General features: G+C 35.3%; 14 protein-coding genes. All 14 read left to right on the top strand.

The features are described 5' to 3' along the window. Positions 1-14: 14 nt before the first annotated feature. The 14 genes from ABD940_RS17900 to ABD940_RS17835 all read left to right on the top strand — a co-directional run bounded on the left by ABD940_RS17900 (position 15) and on the right by ABD940_RS17835 (position 24,494). Entirely contained in the window at positions 15-3,245 is a 3,231-nt protein-coding gene (locus tag ABD940_RS17900) for a glycoside hydrolase family 19 protein (protein ID WP_345207000.1), read from the top strand. A 1-nt stretch (position 3,246) separates the two neighbouring features. Next, a complete protein-coding gene (locus tag ABD940_RS17895; protein WP_345206998.1) occupies positions 3,247-4,080 on the top strand; it encodes a hypothetical protein in 834 nt (277 codons plus the stop codon). A 153-nt stretch (positions 4,081-4,233) separates the two neighbouring features. Continuing rightward, entirely contained in the window at positions 4,234-4,764 is a 531-nt protein-coding gene (locus ABD940_RS17890; RefSeq protein WP_345206996.1) for a hypothetical protein, read from the top strand. 161 nt (positions 4,765-4,925) lie between these two features. Next, the gene (locus ABD940_RS17885) at positions 4,926-5,888 is read left to right on the top strand and encodes a hypothetical protein (protein ID WP_345206994.1); all 963 of its coding nucleotides are present in this window, start codon (positions 4,926-4,928) and stop codon (positions 5,886-5,888) included. Positions 5,889-6,077: 189 nt separating this feature from the next. Next, complete coding sequence (gene tssD / locus ABD940_RS17880; protein WP_345206992.1) at positions 6,078-6,482, top strand: type VI secretion system tube protein TssD; 405 nt, start codon at positions 6,078-6,080, stop codon at positions 6,480-6,482. A gap of 272 nt (positions 6,483-6,754) precedes the next feature. Then, positions 6,755-9,250 (top strand): ATP-dependent Clp protease ATP-binding subunit, encoded by a 2,496-nt coding sequence (locus ABD940_RS17875; RefSeq protein WP_345206990.1) that lies wholly within the window; start codon positions 6,755-6,757, stop codon positions 9,248-9,250. A 57-nt stretch (positions 9,251-9,307) separates the two neighbouring features. Continuing rightward, positions 9,308-10,180 carry a lytic transglycosylase domain-containing protein gene (locus ABD940_RS17870; protein ID WP_345206988.1) on the top strand — a complete coding sequence of 291 codons (873 nt, stop codon included), beginning with the start codon at positions 9,308-9,310 and terminating at the stop codon, positions 10,178-10,180. Between the two features lie 46 nt (positions 10,181-10,226). After that, complete coding sequence (locus ABD940_RS17865; RefSeq protein ID WP_345206986.1) at positions 10,227-12,164, top strand: type VI secretion system Vgr family protein; 1,938 nt, start codon at positions 10,227-10,229, stop codon at positions 12,162-12,164. Between the two features lie 2 nt (positions 12,165-12,166). Beyond that, entirely contained in the window at positions 12,167-13,837 is a 1,671-nt protein-coding gene (locus ABD940_RS17860) for a T6SS phospholipase effector Tle1-like catalytic domain-containing protein (protein WP_345206983.1), read from the top strand. A gap of 87 nt (positions 13,838-13,924) precedes the next feature. After that, on the top strand, positions 13,925-14,908 hold the full coding sequence (locus ABD940_RS17855; protein ID WP_345206981.1) for a DUF2931 family protein: 984 nt from the start codon (positions 13,925-13,927) through the stop codon (positions 14,906-14,908). A 466-nt stretch (positions 14,909-15,374) separates the two neighbouring features. Beyond that, positions 15,375-15,782: a type VI secretion system tube protein TssD gene (gene tssD, locus ABD940_RS17850; protein WP_345206979.1), complete on the top strand. Its 408-nt coding sequence runs from the start codon at positions 15,375-15,377 to the stop codon at positions 15,780-15,782. A 236-nt stretch (positions 15,783-16,018) separates the two neighbouring features. Continuing rightward, a complete protein-coding gene (locus ABD940_RS17845) occupies positions 16,019-18,187 on the top strand; it encodes a type VI secretion system Vgr family protein (protein ID WP_345206977.1) in 2,169 nt (722 codons plus the stop codon). A 112-nt stretch (positions 18,188-18,299) separates the two neighbouring features. After that, positions 18,300-19,559, top strand: coding sequence for a tetratricopeptide repeat protein (locus ABD940_RS17840; protein WP_345206975.1), 1,260 nt, complete (start codon positions 18,300-18,302; stop codon positions 19,557-19,559). Between the two features lie 189 nt (positions 19,560-19,748). After that, positions 19,749-24,494, top strand: a complete 4,746-nt coding sequence (locus tag ABD940_RS17835) for an RHS repeat-associated core domain-containing protein (RefSeq protein WP_345206973.1) — start codon at positions 19,749-19,751, stop codon at positions 24,492-24,494. The last annotated feature ends 7 nt before the right edge of the window (positions 24,495-24,501 follow it).

The following is a 24,501-nucleotide window of genomic DNA, read 5'->3' as shown; positions in this document are numbered from 1 at the left end:
AAACACTTTCTATTATGTCAAAAAAAGGAGTGGCAAAAATTTCAGGAAATCCTTCACCAAAAGTAGGGGAGAAAACTGCATACACCATCACAGATTGGTATCCTTCAACTCCAACGAAGGAAAGAAATCCGGATCTGGTAACTTGGGAATTGTTTAAAAAACGTTCTGACGGAAGTTATACGAGTACAAATATCAAGAAAAAAGGAGACGGAAATTTTACGTTTGGAGAAGTTGCCGCAAAAAATACTTATCGTCTGGAAGCTTATCTTCATGAGCCGGAAGGACAAGGTTCTACAACCATCGATATCACACCTCAACCGGCAGGAGTTCCGCAAATTAATAAAGTTGAATTGCGTTATGTAGATGACTCTCCGGGAACAGTTTTCAGCTATAATGAAAAATTGGTGGCAAAAGCTCAGTGTGTGAATCTTACAGGTAAAAAACTGTTGTTTACACTTTGGGAAGATGATGCTTCGGATGACGGTCATGATTCTAAAAATTTATTTGTTGACAGTAAAGAAGGTATTGTTGACAGAACAGGAAATGCAGCCGCCGAATTTGTTTTATCAAAAGCTTTAATGCAAAAGGCAGCTCAAGGAGAAAAAGATCCTAAAAAACTCGAGTTTTATGTTACTGTAGAATATTATAAAGATAAAAAACATGCTACCAATAATGTAGATGTTCAGAATCCGGAATATAAAGAACCTGCAAAACAACCAAAAGAAGAACCTAAGCAGCCGGCTTCAAGCCCTTCTCAAAATAATAATCCTTCAAACAATACGCCCGCAAAAACTCAGGATCAGCCTGCTTCAAAGAAAGAAGAAAAAGATGTTGGAGATAATTCCCAAAAACCTGATGCTGTAAAGGAAACCAAAGGAACAGTAGAGCCGGAAAAAAAGCCTGCCGTACCAAATCCGGAAGGAAAAACAACAAGTGTTGTGGAAGAACCCAAAACGGAAAGTCTTCTTGATGCCTTTTTTGCAAAAGAAGAGTTTACACAGCCCACCGATGATGCAGATGGAACTTATAAATACACTTTTGCAAAGGATAACAATAATATCAATAAAGAAAATATTGCCAAAGTCATTAAAGGAAAAGTAGATCCTGCGGTGAAAAAAGATAAAAAATATGCGAAACTGGATGATATCAAGAATGCATTAAGCAAAACTTCCTACAAAAAAGGAGAATCTATTTCTTTTTCGTTATATAAATTAGGACCTGTTATGGTTCGGATCAATAATGCGCCGTTGGAAGAAGAGATCTTTGTGGTAGCAAAAACGATGTTGCTGGATGGTAAAGAAGTAAGCATTAATATCAGAGAAAAAGAAGAATATTTAGTCGCAAAAGATGCCAATCTGCCTGTAATAGAAGCTAAAGAAAACGGCGCTGAACTTACGACATTAAAGGCAACCGCAGAGAAAGGAATTGCAAAAGTAAAAATAAAGCTTCGTCCAAAATCCGATGAAACACTAAAAGAATGGAGAGACAAGCTCATTGGTAAAAAAGACGGAACATATACTTACAAATTTGGCGGTGACGGAAATAAAACTTCGACTGCCGAAGAAAAAAAACGAATTGCAGGAATTATTACCAACAAAATTAAAGATGAACTGGCAAAACAGGAGAAACTGACAAAATCTGATGTAATAATAAAAGCACTGACCAAGGAAATTTACAACAAAGGCGAAGAAGTCACTTTTGATGTTTTCAAAAAAATGACGGAATTTCTTTGGCTGAAAGCCGAATGCACCGGAAATATTAAAAAACATGAAGGTGAATTCCTGAAAAAAGAAGGAGCTTATTTCGAGATTGCAAAAAAATGTCCGCGATGTGAGGCAGAAATTACAGTGGATGAATTTAAACTTATGTATCCTGATACTTCACAGTTGTTTACATTGGGAACAAACAGTTTCGGATCTCCGACAATTGAGACTTTTCTGAAGTCTTTAAATAAAACTTTTAAAGAATTTAAAATAAATACATGCGTTAAAAAAGCATTTTTCATGGCTCAGATTACCAAAGAAACGGGATCTTTTTCAAGAGCGGATGAAAATCTTTATTATACAACGGAAGCCGCGCTGCACAGCTTTTGGACGAAAGCAAGTCATCCGAGATTGTATTCAAATCCAAGCGAATTCTTTAAAAGTCCTGAAAAACTAGGAAATTACGTCTACCGTGGAATTGCAGAAAATGGTGATGAAGCGAGTGGTGACGGTTATAAATACAGAGGTCGTGGTTTGATACAGATTACCAGAAAAAAAGGTTTCAGAAGGTTTGGGGAATACGCAGGAAAAGATCTTGTTGCCGATCCGGATCTGTTGTTGGGTGATCTGGATTTAGCAACTCGTTCTGCAGGTTGGTACTGGCTGCACGGAGTTTTATTAGGTGACGGCAGTGAAAAGGATTTGAACGGGGTTGCCGATAAAGGTGATTTTAAGGAAGTAACAAGACTTATCCACGGTTCTACGAATGACGTTTCGGCGAGAGAAACGATCTTAACAAAGATAAAAGAGGTTCTGAAAACAGATGAATGTCAGGCGACGAACACCGGAGATTCCGACGTAGAATATCATATTCAAAGTACGGGAGAAATTCAGTATAAATTTAAAAATGAAAAACGCGAATCTGCCGCCTATTTTTACCACGACAGTACAGGAAATGTTCATGATCTTGGAAAGTATAAATTAGTGAAAGTAAAAGAAAATTACGGCGGAGTTTATAAAGACAAGCTTGGTAAAGACACCGAAAATATTTATCTTATCGACGTGCGAAATGTGAAACACAGTTATAAAAAAGATTCTGTAGGTTTTACGATGGTTATAAACACGAGCCGTTATTACATGAACGATGTGACGATGGCTGCACTTTTTGGCGCGTTAATGGAATGTAATTATGATGATTTTACTTTCAATGGTTTCAGTAATGAAAAAGGAGAATCTGTTGGAGGAAGTAAATCCCATAAAAACGGAATGAACGGCGATTTAAGATATCTTCGAACCGATAAAAAAGGAGGAAAGACAGACCTTTTCAGCGATAATGAAGAAACTGGATGGAAAGGTATGGACGAATCGAGACAGAATACATTTAATGATGCCTTGTACAAATTCGGATGGAAAAGTATGCTGTCGCAAAATTACGGTGAGAAAGATGCAAAGATCCTAAATCACTGTACCAATGATAAAAACAGCGGGCACAACGATCATTTGCATTTGCAGGGCTTTGCACCAACTTTAAAAGAAATATAAAATGAAGTTAATTTTTTGTTTGCTTTTTCTGTTTCAGTTTAAAAATTGTAAATCAGAAACACCAGCAGCTTCACCTTCAAAAGTACAGACTTATGAAGCGGTTGCAGCACTAAAATCCAACACAGATCCTTTTGTGATCAATTCGGTGGATCAGAATGCTGTCGGAAAGAAAATTGAAGATCAGGGAAAAATAAAAAATTTAAAAAATATTCTGAAAAATTCTTTACAAAGAGAGGTTGAAAGACCTTATATGTGGGATATTTTTGTTTCTTCGAACGATTCTTTACTGCAGTTTTATCAGTATAAAGATTTTACGATTAACAATAATTTATTTAAATCTTACTATGCTAAAATAAACTATGAAGATGGGAATTATCAATGTATTTTATTGGTCAATGAAAATTCTAATGATCCTTACAACAGCATGATCGTATTTGAAGATCTAAAATCTGAAGAAAACTATCAACGATATTCTGAAGTAAAAGGAGATAAAATTCAGATGATATTAAAAAGACCGGATTTAAAGCAAAATCTACAGTTCCAAGTGAAAAATGGGGTTTTTCTGGATTATTTTGAAACTCAGGCTGTTGATAAAAAATGGGGCAAGGAAAAAAACGGATACGAATATCAGTTGAAAGGAAAGATCAATGATCATTTAAAAAATGGTTATTGGATCGAGAAAAAATATTCAATTGATTACAATAAAAATATTATTGAGGACGGAAATTATATTAATGGTATAAAAGACGGCGAATGGAACTATTCTCCTGAAGGTCCCGTTGATAAAATTGAAGTATATAAGCTTGGAAAAGTAATTAAGGTTTATCATCCTTAAAGAATTTAAAAAAATAATGAAAGGAGATCGTGTTTTTACATGGTCTCTTTTTTATTCTTAAAATTATTTTGAATGAATTTCTCTAAAACCATTTTTTCAATTAAAAATTATGGTATTTTTGATTAAACAATCACATTAAAACGTAAAAACTATATGATTAAAAAAAGCTTTATCGGTCTTTGTCTTCTGGTCGGACTTTCTGTGATCTCATGCAGCAAAAATGAATCAAAACATAAAAAAAACAAACCTGATTCATCGGCAGTTTCCAGCACTTCAGATCATTCCTCAGATTCTCTTAAAAAGCCTGAAACAGACAAATCCGATACTGAAATTGTAGAAAATCCGAAAGAAAAAGATCCTAAAACTGCTGTTTCAAAAAATCTGATCGAAGGAAAATTTGTTGCAAATACTTGTGACGGCGGAAGATTTTCAGTAGAATTTAAAAATGTAGATGGAAAACCAACTTTTAAAGTTTTTGATAAAACAAAAATAATAGCCGCAGGAAATGTTTCTACGGAAACTGACGAAAAAACGGGCGAAATAACGAACGTTACAATGGGCGAAATCGGAGGTTTATATGAAGGAGATAAAATAATAGTCCAAAATTCAGGAAATTCTATGAATGAATTTGAGCATTTTTCGCAATGTGGCGACAAATATTTGGAGTTTACAAAGAGCAAATAGTCACTTTAAAAATAATAAAAGAACAGCCTACGGTTTTGTATGCTGTTTTTTTTGTTTAAAATTCGTCAATCCAAAGATTTTTTAGAATTAAATACATGTAAAACTATTTTGTAAAATAAAATTTTTACTCTAAATTCGATTTAGCCAAAAAACAAAAATATATGATCGTTCATTTTATACTTTCCGGAGAAACGCTGGAAAGCATATCTGAAGAAATTAATCTTGAAAATCCAAAATACCTTAAAGAATTTCACAATACATATTGTGCAAGAGAAGATTTTATTTTTGATAAATTAATTCCGCGAAAAAAGCTTCTTATTCCTGATCATCATAAGATCAGAGAATACAACAGTAAAAACGATGCTCCGTTCAAACATCCGAAATTAAACCCCGAAATACGCTTTAATCCTGAAAATTTCAGCCAGATATATTCTGTTATCAATACGGAAATAGAGGAAAACGAGCTTGAAAAGAAAAGCAATATACTTTTATACACGGTTTCCGTAAAATGGATCAGAAAAGAAGGGGATTTTCATATTTTTCATTTGTTTAAAAACAATTTTTCCGACGAACATGGAGGTATGATGACCGATCTTGCCTCACAATCTATTCGTTCATTGAATCCGATTGAAGTAAAAACAGATCACAAAGGTGAAATTGCAAATGTTGCATTAACTCAAGAAACAATCAGCAATTTTGGAAAAATTAAAGAAAAATTATATGATCTTTTCTCCGATAAATATGCAAAAATTTATCTCGAAGAATTTGAATTTGCAGTCTTAAATAAAGATATATTCAACCAAAGAATGAAGGAAGATGTTTTTATTAAAACGTATTTTGCAGCTTTAAGGAACGGTTTTGTAAACGGAAAATCGTATTTACAACAGTCAATCGGTGAGGAAAATACACTGATCAGTCTTCAGCAAAAAGTGGAAAGTCCGGAATACAGCAAAGAAATTATTCTTCATCAAACTGACAATTCTTTAGAAAAAGATAAAAATTTTACCGGAGAATATACTGTTTATACAGAAAACGGAATGGTCAAAGAGATCGAAATTCAATATAATATTTCTCAGTTTGGTGTAAAAAATTATAATTTTTTTACCGTTAAAGAATTATCGTAATCCACTTCTAATAAAGGAATGTTAAGCTAATGTTAAATCTATTGTCGTAGAATTACTACATCAAATCGTAGAACTACTACAAAAACTGAAATTGGTATTTAAAAACTTTCAGAAAGAATTTTGCCGTCTTATATTTGTATCACAATCACTGAATCACAAAATATTATTAACGATTAAAATTTACCTATCATGGCAGCAAATTCAAGAGGAATCTTAAAATTCAACGGCGGCGAAGGTCAAAAATTATTGAAGCTAAACTACAGTGTATCAAGATCTACGGATGTTTCAGGTAGAGTTGCTTCAGATCCTTCGAATGCATTAATCAAACTTACGGTAGAAGCTACTGAAAAATCAGACATTTTAGAAAGCTTACTAAACGGAAAATACAAGCCTACAACAGGTGAAATCACTTTCAACAAGTCTCACGAAGAAGGTACTTTAATTACTTTAAAGTGGGAAAACGGATATGTAATCCAACACGAAATTGATTTTGACGCTGTAGACGAAAACAGTATGTTGATCAGTTTCATCGTAAGCGCTGAAACAATCGATTACGGAAATTCTAAGTTCGAAGGTCTTTGGCCGTCAAGCTAAAATAATTAAATGTATTAACATTCATAAAAAGAAAGACTGTCCCAATAAGACGGTCTTTTTTTCCAATATCGGATCATATCATTGTTATGTAAAGAATAATATTGATATCTCACTTTCTTAAGACATATTTTTATCTTCTGAAAAAAACTAATATCTTAGTAAACAATAAAATTTCAGACGATTATGGATTAATTTTTGCTGAGGTTTAGCGAAACATGATCGATGAAACACACCAAATCAGATATAATATTAATTTTTGAGAAAAAATCACAATGGGAGTACTAGTAACCAATGAGACGGTAAAACAGCTTTTTCATATTGCACAATCCATCGCAAGGGAAAATTATAACGGAACTTACGGCGGACCACATATTTTGCAGGCTTTAATGCACAAAGATATTGGTCTTAATGAATTTCTTAAGAGTATAGATAAAGATCCGGGATATTTCTACGAATGGTCAGATGTAAGAATCGAAGATTATCCGAAAACAACCCATCTTCCAAACGAAATTGATGAAGATGAATTTGTGGATAATATTGTGGAAGAAGCAGATGATATTCGTTTAAAATTAGGCTTGGACGAGATTACTCCGATCTGTATTTTAACGGCTATTGTAAAACCTCAGGTTGCATTTACTTTACAGCAATTAAAATCTCTACCACTTAGGGAACATGAGATTTTCAATTTATATAGAAAAGATACACCGTATGAAACTTCGGATAATGGAGAATTTTCTTCAATTTTTTCGAATGGATCAGATTATTCGGATAATTCTTTTCCTTCTATTAAAAGTTATTGTGTAGACAGAACGGCTCAAGCTAGAAAAGGCGAGCTGGAAAACATCATCGGAAGAGACAAAGAACTGAGAATGCTTGTTGAAATTCTTTGCCGAAGAAGTAAGCCAAACGTAATTATCATTGGAGAACCGGGAGTTGGGAAAACAGCTTTAGTTGAAGGTTTTGCCACTGAAATTATTAAAGGAAATGTTCCTGAAATGTTGAAAAATGGGACATTATTAGAATTGGACACTGGAGCTTTATTAGCAGGAACTTCTTATAAAGGCGAAATTGAAGACCGTCTTAAAAAAGTAATCAACGAATGTAAAAAGATTGAAAAAGCCATTCTTTTTATTGATGAAATTCACACGCTTTTAGATCCGAAAGGAAGTATCGGAAACGTTGCGAATTTATTAAAACCTGAATTAGCAAGAGGTGAAATTACCGTAATCGGAGCAACAACTCAAGAAGAATATAGAAAAATAATCGAGCCGGAACAGGCTTTCAACCGTCGTTTTGAAGTTTTAACCGTGAATGAACCGGATGAAAAAACGTGTGTTAAAATGATCGACGTTTTATTAGACGGCTACAAAAAACATCACGGAATTGAAGTTGAAAAAAATGCTCTTCCGGAATGTGTTCGTTTGGCTAAAAGATATTCAAAAGGTAAAAAATTACCGGATGCAGCTATTGATTTGCTTGACAGAACAATGGCAGCAATTAAAATGCTTGACGAACTTTCAGAAAAAGAACTGGAAAGCTGGAAAGTAACATACGAAGCTCTTCAAAACGAAGAATATTTCGACGAAAAAGATAAAGCAGACGAATTGGTCTGGAATTATAATTTGTTGAGAGACAAAATAAGTCCGATTTTGTGGGGTTCTTTAAGTGAACAGCCACAAATTGACAATTCAATGCCTGTTGATCAGATTCAGAAAATTATTGAAGATAGTTATGCTGAACTTTTGCAACACGCATCAAAGAAAAGAGAAAAAGTAGATCGTTTGGAATTGGCGGCTGTAATGGCAGCAAAAACAAACATCCCGATTGGTAAAATTCAGGCTCAAGAAAAAGAAAAGCTTCTGAATATGGAAGGTCTTTTAATGAACAGAGTTGTCGGTCAGGATCATGCATTGAAAATCCTTTCAGATGCGATTGTTGAAAACCGAAGCGGATTGAATAAACCGGGACAGCCAATCGGTTCATTTTTCCTTTTGGGACCAACTGGAACCGGTAAAACGGAACTGGCAAAATCTATGGCTGAACTGCTTTTCAATGACGAAAAAGCGATGGTTCGTTTCGATATGTCAGAGTTTAAAGAAGAACATTCTGCAGCACTTTTATATGGTGCGCCTCCTGGATATGTTGGTTATGAGGAAGGAGGAATGTTGGTAAATAAAATCAGACAACAACCTTACACGGTGGTTTTATTTGATGAAATTGAAAAAGCTCATCACTCAGTTTTTGATGTCTTTTTACAGATCATGGATGAAGGAAAAGTTCATGATAAGCTTGGAAAAGAAGGAGATTTCAGCAATGCTTTAATTTTATTTACATCAAACATCGGAAGTGAGGAAATTGTAAAACAGTTTGAAGAAGGAAAAATCCCGGAGTCAAAATCATTGATGCAGATTATGTCAAATTCAGGACGTTTCAGACCGGAATTTTTGGCGAGAATCACGGAAATTATTCCTTTTGCACCGATCACAGAATCTATTGCAGAAAGAATTTTTAATATTCAGTTAAAATCACTTCATACTTCATTGACAAGATTAGGAATTAGCTTAAAAATTTCTGATGAAGCGGTGAAAAACTTAGCTTTAGGCGGATTCAGCAGCAAATATGGAGCAAGACAAATTTCAGGAGTGATAAGATCTCAATTGGCACGACCGATTTCAAAAATGATTGTGAGAGAAGAAGTAAAATCCGGACAGACTATTCATGTAGACTGGAGTTCGGAAGAAGAGAAATTAAGCTGGAAAGTGGAATAAGTAAAAAATCAAATTTCCCTTGCTTTATAAGCTTTTTAGCTTAAAAATTAAAAAACAATGACACCAAACCTCAAAAATATCTTATTAACAACAATATTGTTGATGTGTTCACAGATTGTGAATGCACAGTTTCTCACGGCTTCCGATACTTCGGAAAGCAGTGTGAAAAGATATAAGAGTATTATTAATGCCAATAAAGAAATTGTTGAGTTTATCGAATATTCGCTGGCTCAGAAAGGATTGCCAAAACATTTAAGAAACTTAGCGCTAATTGAATCACATTTCGATAGAAAAATCACTTCGGGAGCCGGAGCAGTAGGAGTTTGGCAGTTTATGACAGCTCATGCCAATCAATATGGTTTGACTGAACAAAACAGAACTGACCTTTATAAAAGCACAAAAACAGCAACGGTTTCATTAACTAACCTTTATAAAAAATACAACAATTGGGTAACTGTAGTTGCAGCTTATAATTGTGGTGAAGGAAATATAGCCAAAGCAATGGCTTCTGCGGGTTCTACTCAATATCATATTTTTTATAAATTTTTACCGGAAGAAACCATTAATCATGTTAAAAAATATCTGAATGCTTGTTACGCAACGGGAGAATTGCAAAGCGTTTTGAGCAATTATAATTCTTCCAGAATGAATACCGTTTTCTTTGTAAACGGAGGAAGCAGGAAAGATTTAGGAGGTCTTTCTGAAACTGAAATTAATGCAGGTTTTAATCTCAATATCATTGCAGATGAACTGGATGTAGAGGTCGATAAACTTCTTTCCTGGAATCCTGGAATCAATGAAGAACTGCAGCAAAAAGGTGAAAGTACATTACATCTGCCGACAGATCTGATGCCGGATTTTTTATTAAGGAAAAACAAAATACTTTCAAGATCTATAAAAGAAGGACACACATCAAACACCAAACAATAATCACACACTAAGCGATCATGTTTAACCTATCCAAATCACAGGAAATATGAAAACAGAATCACAAAATATACTAAATAGCCCTTCATTCCGCCCATCTCAGAATGCCGACGGAATTTCGGAAAATCATCATGCCGGAATCAACAGACTGGTAAAACTTTCTTTGGTTATCGAAGGAAAAGTAATTAAATATTACAAACATTTTAAGCTGACCCAAAGTTCGAAGCGTCATCATGAATTCAGTCTTGCGTTGGCTCATGATGCGTTGGGAGACAGACAGACTCACACGTTGGAAGAAGCAAATAAATTCCTCGGAAAACGTTTGACAGCCGTAATTTCTTATAAAGATATTGAAAGCAGCCCCGAAAGAACTTTTGTAGGTGTCATTACAGGAGTTGGATTCAGTCAGGAAAAAATGAGTCTTGGAAATATTGTGTTGACAGGTTATAGTCCGACTATTTTGCTGGATGGAGCACCTCATATTCAAAGTTTCGGAGGTGGATCACCTGTAAATATGGGAATTATTGCCAATGAAGTTATTAAACAAGGTCTTGATTCAAGCCGTTTTGATGTCAGAGTTGATACCAATGATTATTCCCAGATTATTTACAGCAGTCAGTATGATGAAACACATTATAATTATTTGGCTAGAATGGCTGAAGCATATGGTGAACAGTTTTATTATGACGGTGAAGTACTGCATTTCGGAAAACTTCCACAACAGAATAAACCGATTAAACTAACCTACGGAAGCAGCGCAAATGATATTAAAGTTGAATTAAAAGCAGTTCATACAAAACCTCAATTCTATGGTTACAACAGTAGCCAAAATGAAAAACTGACGTCTGGAAATACTCCAATTCAACATGTTGGAGATTTGGCTAAAACGGCTTACGCCCACAACGATAAAATTTATAAAACTCCAGCGTTACAGGTTGCTCCAATAAAAGCTTCAACACATCTTGATGTAGAATATTCTCAGAAAAGTACAGCTGGAAGTGAAGCGGTAAATGTTTTTTCATTATCAGGAAATACAACGGTGCCGTTTTTACATCCGGGTTGTGTCGTTGATGTTCAAATGAGAAAGGTTGATACCAATCAATCAGACTATTTTACCAGAATCATGATAACGGAAGTTACTCATGAAATCGATACAATCGGTCATTACACCGGAAGTTTTGAAGGAATTGCCTCAGACACCGGATTTTTACCAAAACCGGAATTCAGAACGCCGAAAGCAGAACCACAGATTGCAACAGTAATTTCCAATGCAGATCCGGAAGGACAGGGAAGAATTCAGGTAAGATTCGACTGGCAGACCAATGATACCACACATTTTATCCGAATGATGAGTCCGGATGCGGGAGGAACAGATCAGATTACTCAAAACAGAGGGTATGTTGCGATTCCGGAAGTTGGAGATCAGGTAATGGTGAATTTCGTTCACAGTCATCCGGACAGACCTTTCGTAATGGGAGGAATGTTTCATGGCGGAGTTGGTCTTGGCGGAGGAGCAAGTAACCGTGTAAAATCTATTCAGACAAGAAGTGGTCACAGAATAGTTTTTACAGAAGATGAAAGTATTATTATCACAGATAAATCAGGAAACGAAATTCATTTAGATACCACTGGAAGCAACATTACGATTACCGCTCCGGAAACCATGACGTTGAATTGCAGAAATATGAATATCAACGTTGGAGAAAATATGACAACCAATGTTGGAGTGAATAAATCTGATACGATCATGGCAAACCATACGGAAAGTGTCGGTTCAATGAAATATTTGACAACTGGTGCAGATTTCATGACCAATGTTGTCGGAAAAATGAGTCATTATGTAAAAGGTGATATGGAAGTTTATGGAGAAAAGGAACATAAATTAACCACACTTAAAGGTGTTGAAGTCAGCAGTCAGGGAAAAGTAGAGCATCACGCTGAAAAAGAAGTTCAGAATAACAGCGGAGAGAAATCTAAAAATCATTAAAGATGAGTATCGAATATTTTGTAGAAGGTAAAGCCACGCTTCAGACAGGAGGCGACAACCGTACTTTTGCGAAAGAAGGTATCAGTCATAATAGTGCCGCAACCGTTGAGCAGAAAGGCAGTGAGACAGGCGTTAATTATAACACGGCTCAAACAGTTAATCCGAATGATAAACCTGTCAATACAATTGATGTAGATCTTAATCTGTTTTTTGACGGAACTATGAATAATAAATCAAATACTGAAGCTGGAACAAGCAGTTCTTCTTCTAGCGGCAGTGACAGTTATGCCAATGATTTTACCAATATTGCAAGAGGCTATGACGCCGTAGATTCCAGTGTAGGTAAACAAGTTGCCGTTTACATTGAAGGTATTGGAACTGTAGATGGTGCAAGAGATACAATGAAATGGTTTAGTGATTATCCTAATAATATTGGTGGAGCTTTAGGACAAGGAGATAGAGGTGTTGAAGCGAAAGTTACCAAAGGTTGCTTAACGGGAACCGAATCTTTAGCAAAAAAATTTAAAGGAAAAGAAATTGATGTTTTAAGAATCAATGTTTACGGTTTCAGTCGTGGAGCTACGGCAGCGAGACATTTTGTACATGTCGCAACTTCTACGAAAAGAGCCGTTTTGCTTGAAGATTCCGGAAAATATATAGTTTACGCTGCAAAATGGTTTGAACAATCTGCGGAAGACGAAAAAAATAAAAAAAATAATCAGCAGAATGTTGAAGTTTCTTCCGAAGATAGAAATCATACCTATTTACAGAGCTATGGTTTCTTTGGAGCTTGTTTGCTTAAAAATAAAATTAAAGTAAAAAGAGTTGTTTTCAACTTTATTGGGCTTTATGATACGGTTGCATCTTTTGGGATGAATCATAGAGGTTTTAAAGTAGGATCTTTTAGTGTTATTGATAACGACTCCGAAGAATTAGGTCTAAATGCTGTAAGGCAGGCAAATTTCACTTTACAAATTGCTTCAGATAACGAATACAGAGAGAATTTCAGTCTTACTAATATCAATAGCACAGGAATTAAGGGGTTAGAATTTACCCTTCCCGGAGTGCATTCAGACATTGGAGGTTCTTACAAAGACGGGGCAGAAGAAAAAGCCAATATCTGCAACGGAACTATGGATGAATGCAAAAAAATGAAAGAAATTCTGGAAAGTGAAGGTTGGTTTGCTCCCGGACAGTTGGAAATTTTTGAAATTGAGAAATCACTTTTAGGAATCAATTACAGTACAAAATATGAGTTGAGAGGTACAAGAAAACTTTCAAATCATTACGATAAAATTCCTTTAAAACAAATGTTCTATTACTCGAAGCAGTTCGAGGTGAAGTATGTGGAATCTTTGGTTAAAGATAATGATATTATCAATTCTGATATTCAGAATGCATACAGCCAGTTATTAAGCTATATGAACCAATGTAACGACCTAAGAAACCGTTATGTAGAACAATATAATAAAGGCGGAAACGCTTCCATTGCAAAATATCAGTCGGAAATAAAAGCATTATCTTATCTTTCGATAATTGATCAAGAAATGTTAAAAAAATTAAGAAACGGATTTTTCCATTGGTCTGCAAATGTAGACGCAACTGGAATGGGACCTCGTATAAGCGGAGCGCTCACTGTAGACAAAAGAAAAAGATCTATAATTCCCGGATAAAAAAGTATGAATTTTAAAACTCAAATAGTAGCTTGGCTGTTAGGAATTTTTCAGCTTATAAGTTGTCAGCAATCAAAAAAACAATCTATGTCAGAAAAAGAAACGGTACCTGTTTATAATGTAGAAATTTCTCATCCGGATAATAAATATTTAATTACTCCGGTCGAAGATAAGATTTTTACATTCGAAGGAAACGATTCCAGTTTACCTTATGGAAGTTCGTCCGGAAATTGGGGCGATTCAGGAAAAACATTTACAGAAAGACGGGGAACTCCAAAAGGTGCAGATATTGTCTATTTTTCTCGATATGAAGATACATTTTATCATTTAAAGACAGATTTTCCTGAAAAAGAGGTTAAAGATTTTATCCGAAGAGCTTATGCAGACGAAGAAGACAATGATTGTGGCATTCTGAAAGAATTTGTTTACACCGATCAAGAAAATTATTGTGGAGCTTATAAAAAATTAGGGGATCTTGTTTTCGGATTTGCTCCGAAAGGAATGGTTGTCGTTTGGCTTCGTTTCGGCTATGTTCAGATCGAATTGGGAAAATTTCAGGCTGAAGTTGTAAAAGATGATAAAAAATATGCTGAAAAATTATTTTCTAAAATTTCACAGACCCGAGAAGACATTAAAAAAGATTTGTTTATTGCAAATGCTTCGCCACTTGTTTGGGAAAAATACAGAACACGATATCAATGGGCGCCGACCATTCATTCGGAAAATAAAGGCTTTAAATTGTTTAATATTCAGGCAGAATATTACAATGGCGAAAGGGAAGTGATGCTTCGTCCGTGGGTTGAAAAGCCTGTAATGAAGGAAAGAGCACTTCCGAAAGAGATCACATTTTTTTGGGAAACAGGAAAAGGTGAGGCATTCGAAGGAAGGGCATTCTTTAATTGGGCAGAAACAGATGATCAGTTTGAAAATGCCGGAGAGAATTTTCCATTAGAATTAAAGATAGCACCAGATAATAAAAGCTTTGAAGTTCTTTTATTAGGTCATCCTATCAAAATCGACAGTACAAGAGTCTACACAAGTAATTTTACATTTAAAGATTCTTATAAATAAGCTTCAAAACTGGATTGATCTAAAAGAATAAAATTTAATTTCATAATAAAGAAATTCAGTTAGTATTAGCAATGTCATGCTGAGGTTCTCGAAACATCTGTAAATAAAAAAAATTCCGGTTAATTTTCAATTTGCCGGATTTTTTTCGCCCAAAAATTAAATTTAAGATATGTTAACAATTATTAAAAATTTCTTAATTAAATCTTAATATTTCCCTTTGTAGTGTGAAAATTTATTAGAGTTATATTAAATATAATGGATTTAATTAACTGATTTTTAATTAAATATAAAATTAATTATTTCAAGTGTCGTAGAATTACTACACCAAATCGTAGAACTACTACAAAAAATAAGATTGCTATTTAAAAACTTTCAAGTTAAAAATATGTACTCTATCTTTGACTCAACAAATCACACAAACCAAATCATCAAATCACAAAATATTAACGATTAAAATTTACAAATCATGGCAGCAAATTCAAGAGGAATCTTAAAATTCAACGGAGGAGAAGGTCAAAAATTATTAAAACTGAACTACAGTGTTTCAAGATCTACAGACGTTTCTGGTAGAGTAGCTTCAGATCCTTCCAATGCACTTATTAAGGTTACCGTAGAAGCTACTGAAAAGTCAGACATCTTAGAAAGCTTACTAAACGGAAAATACAAGCCTACAACAGGCGAAATCACTTTCAACAAGTCTCACGAAGAAGGTACTCTTATTACTTTAGGTTGGGAAAACGGATACGTGATCCAGCATGAAGTAGACTTCGACGCAGTAGACGAAAACAGTATGTTGATCAGTTTCATCATCAGTGCAGAAACAATCGACTACGGAAATTCTAAATTCGAAGGTTTATGGCCTGGAGCTAAGTAATTAAAAAATTACAATCATCTTAGTAAAAATAAAATTGGTTACAGAATAGCACAGCTCATAAGAGTAGCTATTCTGTTTTTTCTTTTTGGAACTAAATTATTTCATATTTTTCAATTTAACGAGTTAAAAATCAGCTTTAAATTGAAATTTGATTAATAAGAATTTATTTGATTTTAAGTCGAATAAATTTTAGCATTTAAAATAAAACACACACAATCAATCAAAATAGTAAGGCTATGTTTCAGGATGACAATACGCCAAAAATGCCTTCTCAGACAGGAAAATCTTCCATGACAAAACAAATGGGAGAGATGAAAGAGATGGCAAAAAATGAGGCAGTAAGCAAGGCTACACAAAAAATTCAGGAAAAAACAAGCGGAACGGTTCAGAAAACGACACAAAAACTGGCACAGGCTCAAGCTTATACAGGAGTTGTCACGGGCGTTTCCGGAATGTTGATGAATCAGCAAATGCAGCCCAATTCGCCCACTTTAGTAGAAGATAAAGTCTGGTCTCAACAGCCGACTTCAAAAATACACAATGCTCAGGCAATTCCCGAAAGCCAGATTCAGGGCATTAATCGTGTTGTAAAGCTCGATATCGTAGTTGAGGGAAAAACGATAAAACATTTCAAAAATTTTCAGTTAAAACAAAGTGCAAGCAAACATCATGAATTCAGTCTGATGTTGGCTCACGACATATTGGGAAGCGCAGAAAATCATAATCTTGAAGAAGCTCAAAACTTTTTAGGTAAAAGAATTACCGTTGTTTTCAAATATAAAGATGTGGAAGAGGGTCCTGAAAGAAGTTTTGTTGGTGTGATCACAGAAGTTGGTTTCAGTCAGGAAAAAGGAAGCTTGGGAAATATTGTCCTTACAGGTTGCAGTCCTACAGTTCTTCTTGATGCTGCTCCACATATTCAAAGTTTTGGAGGTGCGCAGGAAATAAGTTTAAACAGTATTGCAGATCATGTTATTAAAGAAGGTCTTGGACAAGGAAAATTCGATTTTAGAGTGGATTCTCAACACGGAAATGTTTCCTACAGTTCACAATACGAAGAAACGCATTACAATTACCTGGCAAGAATGGCGGAAGCTTATGGCGAACAATTCTATTATGACGGAGAAGTTCTTCATTTCGGGAAACTTCCACCTCAGGAAAAACCGATAAAATTAACATATGGAAGCAGTGTAAATGATGTTAAGATCAGAATGAAAGCACAGCATGTTAATCCAAGTTTTTATGGCTACAACAGCAGTAAAAACGAAAAATTAACAACTGGAAGTTCAAAAATTTCTCACACTTCAGATATTGCAAAACGTGCTTATGAAATTTCAGAAAAAACTTTCACAACACCTTCATTAAGAGTTGCCCCGATCAAGGCAGCATCTTTTATGGATGTGGAAACGTCTCAAAAAGGAACGGCAGGAAGTAAAGCTTCCGATGTCTTCGTAACATCCGGAACGACGACAGTTCCGTTTTTATATCCGGGTTGTATCGCAGATATTGAAATGCGAAAAACTGACAGTAATGAAACGTCTTATTTCACCAAATTAATGATTTTGGAAGTCAATCATGAAGTAGATGCAAGAGGTTATTATACAGGAACTTTTGATGCGATAGCTTCGGATACAGGTTTCATCCCTCGTCCAGAATTTCAGACTCCGAAAGCGGATGCACAGTTTGCAAAAGTAATTTCAAATACAGATCCTTTAAATCAGGGAAGAGTTCAGGTGCAGTTTGATTGGCAAAATGGTTCTACCACAACAGAATATATTCGAGTTATGACTCCCGATGCAGGAGGAAGCGAAAAAGTCAGTAAAAACCGTGGATTTATGGCAATTCCTGAAGTTGGAGACCAAGTTGTCGTGAATTTTGCACATCAACATCCGGACAGACCTTTCGTTATGGGAGGAATGTTTCACGGCGGAGTTGGCGGCGGTGGTGGAGCCGGAAATAATATTAAAAGTTTAAGCAGTAAAAGCGGTCACACCGTAAGTTTGGACGACGGAGGCGGAATTACCATAAGAGATAAAGACCAAAACAATATGTTTTTGGATGGAGCTGGGAAGATCAGTGTTGAAAGTAAAGAATCAATCACACTGACTTGTGGAAAGAGTTCTATTTTCATGGATAAAGCTGGAAATATTATCATTAAAGGAAAAGAAATTATGGTTCAGGGCGAAAATATTGGTGTTGGCGGAACTGCAAGCGTTGGAATTGGCGTTGGTCCTGAAGGTGGAGATCCTACTTCAGGAATCGGCATTGAATCAACAACTCTAGATGTCGGAACAACCACATTGTCAATGGGTGCAAAAACTGAAGCTAATCTTAGCAGTGCAAAAATCAATATCGGAGGAGGAAGCGAAACCAATATTGTAAGTGGAACTGTAAAATTGAATTAAAGCTGGTTAAGCTAAAAAACTTTGTGATCTTAATTTAAGCGAAGTGCCTTCGTGATACTTAGTGTTTAAAACATTATCAAAAACAAAGATTCAAAATAAAATTAAAAAACTAATGAATCCCGTAGATCTGGAGCTCGTAAAATTAAAAAGACAATGGCAAAACGTCGTTAAAGCAAACGATAAAAAGCCAATGTTTATTTGTTTAGGCGAAAAACATGAAACCGATCTTTTTGATGGATTTATAAAATCAAGATTGTCTGAAGATTATGATGGTGAAGATATTTTTTTAATTCATTATCAGGAATTTAATGGTATGGATTCTTTTGGTCAGATCTTATTTGACGATTGGAAAGAATATTATGAATTACTGGAAAAAAGCAAAGAAAATGTCCCGCAATGGAATTTGACCGATGCTGATGAAAAATTTAAAACAGATGCATACAAAGCGTTTTTTCCTTTATTAGAATTAAAGAAAAACTTTCCTAATCTTAAAAATTCTAAGATCTATCTGTACATCGCTCCGGTGAGAATCAGTGATATTGAAGAATTGTCAATTTGGATAAAAGATTGGTGCAAACTCTGCGAAAAATCAGGAAATCAAGATGTTAAACTGATTTGGACAGAACATCATACGTATAAAACCTTACCGGAAAATTCTTCGGCGCATAGTTTCAGAGTTAATGTAGATATTCATCAGTTGATGCAGAATACAGCCGCTCATACCAATCGAAAGAAAAACAGTGTAGATACGGATTTTCAGCAGCAAATTCTTACAGCAAGCAATCATTTAAGCAAAGGAAGATACAAAGAAGCCGAATTTGCATTGAGAAATGCCGTAAAATTAGCCAAAGAACAAAAAAATAAACAAGGAGAAATCTCTGCCTATTTTATGTTGACTCAGGCTTTCATCGCCGACAGGAAAAAGGAAAGAGCAGAAGATACTTATCGAACAATATTTGAAGAAGTAGAACCCAATTCACCGCTGGAAATTCAGATGTACATGAATTACGGAAGTTATTTGTTGGGAAATTCAAAAAAATCAAAGGTAGAAAACGCATTCGAAAAAGCTGCAGAAGTCGCTCAGGAAATCGGCGAATATGCAATGGCAATCGAATGCTACAGAATCATCGGAACATTGAATGATACGCTGTTAACAAAAGATAAAATGATCGAATATTTCGAAAAATGCCTTGACATAGCAAAAATAATGGAACCTTCAACAAGAGAATCAAGCAGTTTGAAATTTGTAGCATCTATGCTTTTTATTAAATATGAAGGTGACAAAGACAAAAAAACAACTTTAGATAGCGAAATGAAAAATTATTTTGGTGAAGATTGGAAAGTGAGCGTTGAAAAGCCAAAATATAGTTAAATCTGAAAAATAGTTGAACCATTAAGATTTTGATTAAGAAGTTAAGATTATTAAGCGTTTGATGCTTTTAAATAAAAATCTATTTGATTTTCTTAATAAAACTTAATTCCTTAAATGTCCTTAATGGTTCAAAAAATTTTGGAAGGTTCTGCGATAAATTAAAACACACCAAATCACAAATTAAATATCATGGCAGATCAAAATAAAAATATAAAAAAGATAAAGGTTGTAAAGCCAGATATGAATCCGGATCGGTCTCTGAGTGTTTCTGCGGACGTCACTTCGTTCAGCATGGGCAGAACAACTCAAGGCTGGAAAAACGGAATGAAAAATAATTTCGATTCTCTGAATCCGGTTTCTATGGTAAAATCTGTAGTTGGCGGAGACAGTGATCAGGCAAAATCAAGCGGTGATGGAGGCGGGACTTCTGTAACGGCAGAAAATGCTTCGCCAAAAAGTAAGATTAAATTAATCAAAGTTAATACACCTGCAATTGTTCCCACTGCATTTCAGCACACCAGTAAACATTTTGATATTGTGTTGGCGATCGATATTCACTGGACTTTGATTCCGCCGCCGCCATCATTTATGTTGATTCCGCTGCCTTTGCCGCATCCATTTATCGGGATCGTTTTCGATGTGATGGATTATATCAAATTCACCATTCCGATTCCGCAATTTATCAGAAATTTAAAACCAGACCTTCCGGAAGGTATTCCGATGGGAGGTTCAATATATGTCCACGGAAGACACAAAGCCACAACGACGACTTCTGTAATGGGAGTGGTGATTCCTTTTAAGCATGTTACTTCTTTAATTCCCGTTTATACAATTCCGTTTCCACAGGAAGCTCCGCATGAAGGAGAAGTTTATTATGGTGCACAAACCGTTTTGGGACAGGGAAGTAAAATGAGCGGAAATCTGCCTCAACAGGTTTTAACTTGTATGGGATTACCTTTTGGAATGACAATGCTTCCTGCAATGCCGGATAAACCAAAGAAAAATCCATTGGCATATTTTGCTTTTTATAATAATTTTTCAAGTTTATATATTCAGATCAATACCGGAGATCCTGTTTTGGTGGGTGGAGCTTTTATTCCTCATGTGTATACGCCGGGAGAAATGTTGATGCGTTTTGCGGGAATGGCTTTGATGAGAGGCTTGACAAAAAGTTTAGGAAAAGGAGTTACTAAGTTTAATCATTTTTTACAGGGAAAATTCGGGAAAACCAACCCTATTTCAAGAGCTTTATGTAAAGTTGGTCTAGAACCTGTAAATTTCGCTTCCGGAGCGATGTTATTCGAATGGGATGATTTTGAAATTGAAGCCGGAATACCTTTAGAATGGACAAATATTTGGTACAGCGACCGACCTTATACCAAAGGAATGTTGGGAAACGGAATTTTCAATTCTCACGACCTTTATATCGTTCCCGACGAACAAGATGAGGTTGCAGCGTGGGTTCATCCTGAAGAATTGCAGCCGATGCCGATTCCTGTTCCGCCGGTTGGAGAAGAATTAACCTATTACAGAAGTCAGAAAATCTGGCAATACCGTCCGAATGATAGCATTTGGATTATTAGAAAAGGAACAGATATTTACACTTACAAATGTTTCCATCATATTACGGAAGGAAGTATTTTTAAAGTCATTCACATTGAATACGGAGACGGAACGATCAGAGAATACGATTATCAGGATCGGAATATTGTTTTAAAAAGTATTAAAGATGTTAAAAGCGGTTTCAGGATAGAAACTATTCTTCATCCAGAGCTTAAAAAAGTTTCGGAAGTTTATTACGTTTATAAAAATAAAAAAGATCTACAGGTTCGTTACAATTATGATGAACGCGGAAATCTTACTCATGTCTGGGATATTCATAAAAAAGCTATTGTTTTTGAATATGACGATCAAAACAGAGTGATCCGAAGAACCAACAGAAACGAAATGAGCTATCACTGGGAATATGATAAAAAAGACAGGGTAGTTCATACAAAAGGTCTGGAAGGTTTCATGGAAGGATTTTTAAATTACAATGATGAAGAAGGCTTTACAGAAGTTATTTATCCAAAACAAAATAATAAAACTGAAAGATATTATTACGATGAAAATCTTTTGGTGTACAAACAGAGTGATGGTGAAGGCGGAGAAACCTGGTACGATTACACTTCCCACAATGAATTAAAAATGATCGGAACTCCGGAAGGAAGAGTTCAGGGATATACTTATGATGAATATGGAAATATTAAAATTTTCCACACACCGGATGGAGAAGAGTATCATTATCAGTACAATGAATTGGGACAGATTATTGCCCGTTTTGCACCTTCAGGAACTTCAGAAATCTGGAATTATGATGAAGAAGGAAGATTATTAAGTTATACAGATCCAACTGAAGAAAGTGTTTATTATGAATATTTTAATGAAGAAAAACTTCCTGAAAAAAGTATAAAACAGGAAATTGAAACGTATTACGAATACAATAACAGGAATCAAATTGTAGGATTAACCAACAATATCGGTGGCGAACAATACTGGAAGTATGACGATTATGGAAGATTGTTGATTTTCAGTCCAAGACCTTTAAACAGAACGGTTTGGAACAGAGATAAAATGGGAAGAGTGATTGAAGTCAATGAGCCAGGTCAATTACCACTAAAACTTCGTTATGATGCTTATGATCTTCCGATTTATGCGACAGATGGAAGAGCAGAATGGTTGATGAGCTACACACCGATGGGAAGTTTGAAACGTCAGGTTCGTAGAAATGCTTTAACCTATAAAAAAGAAGAAACTTTAGCTTTCGGCTATAATGCGTATGAAAATCTGATGAGCATTACGAATGAAAAAGGCGAAGTTTATAAGTTCGAAAGAAATAATAACGATGATATTATCGGAGAAACAGGTTTTGACGGACAGCAAAAATTCTTTGTGAGAGACAAAGACGGATTGGTAACTCAAACCCGAAATCCACAAGGAAAAAATATTTTTTATGAATATGATTTAGGCGGAAGATTGACGCAGACTCATTATCCCGACGGAACATGGGAAGCTTATCAATACGATACTTCAGGAATGTTGGTGAGAGCTGATAATGAAAATAGCAGTGTAGCTTTTCAGAGAAATAAATTGGGATTGGTAACCAGCGAAAAACAAGGCGAACATTCCATCAATTATGAATACGACGATCAGGGAAATCTGATTGGTCTAAAAAGCAGTTTGGGTGCAGAAATAGATTATGCCTACAACGATCTTGGTCAGCTTAAGAACGTAACAGCTGCCAAAAAAGACATTCACCAACCGTGGCAAATGAATTTGAATATGAGCCAAAACGGACAACTATTTTCCCGTGAAATGACAGGGGGCGTGGAAAGTATTTTCGAGTTCGATCATATCGGAATGCCGATCAGCCAAAAAGTGATGGTGAATAAGACCAATACTGCTTTTCATAAAGACTATTATTGGGCAGTCGGAAGCCGATTGTTGCAGGTTTTAGACAGAGTGACCGGCGGAAGAACGAGATTCGATTATGATGCTTTCGGGAGCCTTGTTGCAGCAGAATATTCGAATGGCGAAATTCAGTATAAAAATCCTGATGAAACGGGCTGTCTATACGAAAGTGCAAAACAAACCGACCGTGTTTACGACAAAGGCGGGAAGTTGATGCGCGATAAAAACTGGTTTTATCATTATGATGAAGAAGGGAATTTATTGTTGAAAAGTAAAAGACCTATTAATAATTTAAAATCAAATCAAAAAGATGAAGAAGAAAATTCTCATCCTTATTACAAATCCATCGCTGCAGATTGGCTGAACGAACCGAAGCTACAAGATGGAAATATTCTGCCAAACGTCAACGAAAGTTCTCAATCCGAAATCCAGAATCCAGAATGGCAATCCGGAGATTGGGGATATTTCTGGAATGCCAATGGAATGTTACAAAAAGTAAAACGACCGGATGGAAGAGAGGTGAGTTTTGAATATGATGCACTCGGAAGAAGAATTTCAAAAATTGGAAACAAAAAAATAACTCGTTATATTTGGGATGATAATCTTCTTTTACACGAATGGAGCTATGATCTTGACGGAGAACCAAAAACTCTTGTCGATGATGAAGGAAATGTAATTGTTGAAAAAGAACCTATTGAGAATGTCGTTACATGGATTTATGATAACAGCGATCAGGATGTACTTACTCCGATTGCCAAACTGATTAATGATAGGAAATATTCTGTAATAAGTGATTATCTGGGAACTCCGATTCAGGCTTTTGATGAAGAAGGAAATATTGTATGGGAAAGAGAACTGGATATTTATGGAAGTGTAAAAAAGGAAAAAGGAGATTTTAATTTTATACCTTTTCAATATCAAGGGCAGTATTTTGATGCTGAAATAGATTTAAGCTATAACAGATTCCGATACTATGATCAGTATTCTGGAGTTTATATAAGTCAGGATCCGATAGGTTTAATGGGAGGTCTTTCATTTTACAGTTATGTAGATGATGTCAATCTTCTTATCGACCCATTTGGATTAGCTCCATGGCCAAGAGGAGGGTTCAACGAATGGTTTAATAATGCTTCAGTTGGAGACATTGTTAAAAATAAATCGGCAGTATCGAGAGCATTGAGAAACGGTGGAGGAATGCATGAGATGTTTCCTGTTTGCTTGGCTCCAAAATTAAAAGCTTTAGGCTTTACGGCGGAAGACATAAAAAATGCGAGTGTTCCTACAAAAGGATTGGTATTTAAAGATGTGCCTGATCCCAAAACCGGAGAATTATTGACGGGAGCACACCACAAAAGTGCTGCAAGTAAAATTTTCCATGATAACTTGATTGGCGATTTATCAGTAGCCAAAACAAAAATAGGAGCTAAGAGAATATCAAAACGTCATCACACAAAACATGTGAAAGTGAAAAAAGTTTATAAATAAAATAATA

The organism is Chryseobacterium ginsengisoli (genome assembly GCF_039542325.1).
In the GTDB taxonomy this organism is placed as follows: Bacteria; Bacteroidota; Bacteroidia; order Flavobacteriales; family Weeksellaceae; genus Chryseobacterium; species Chryseobacterium ginsengisoli.
This window is presented reverse-complemented; position numbering and strand designations above follow the sequence as displayed.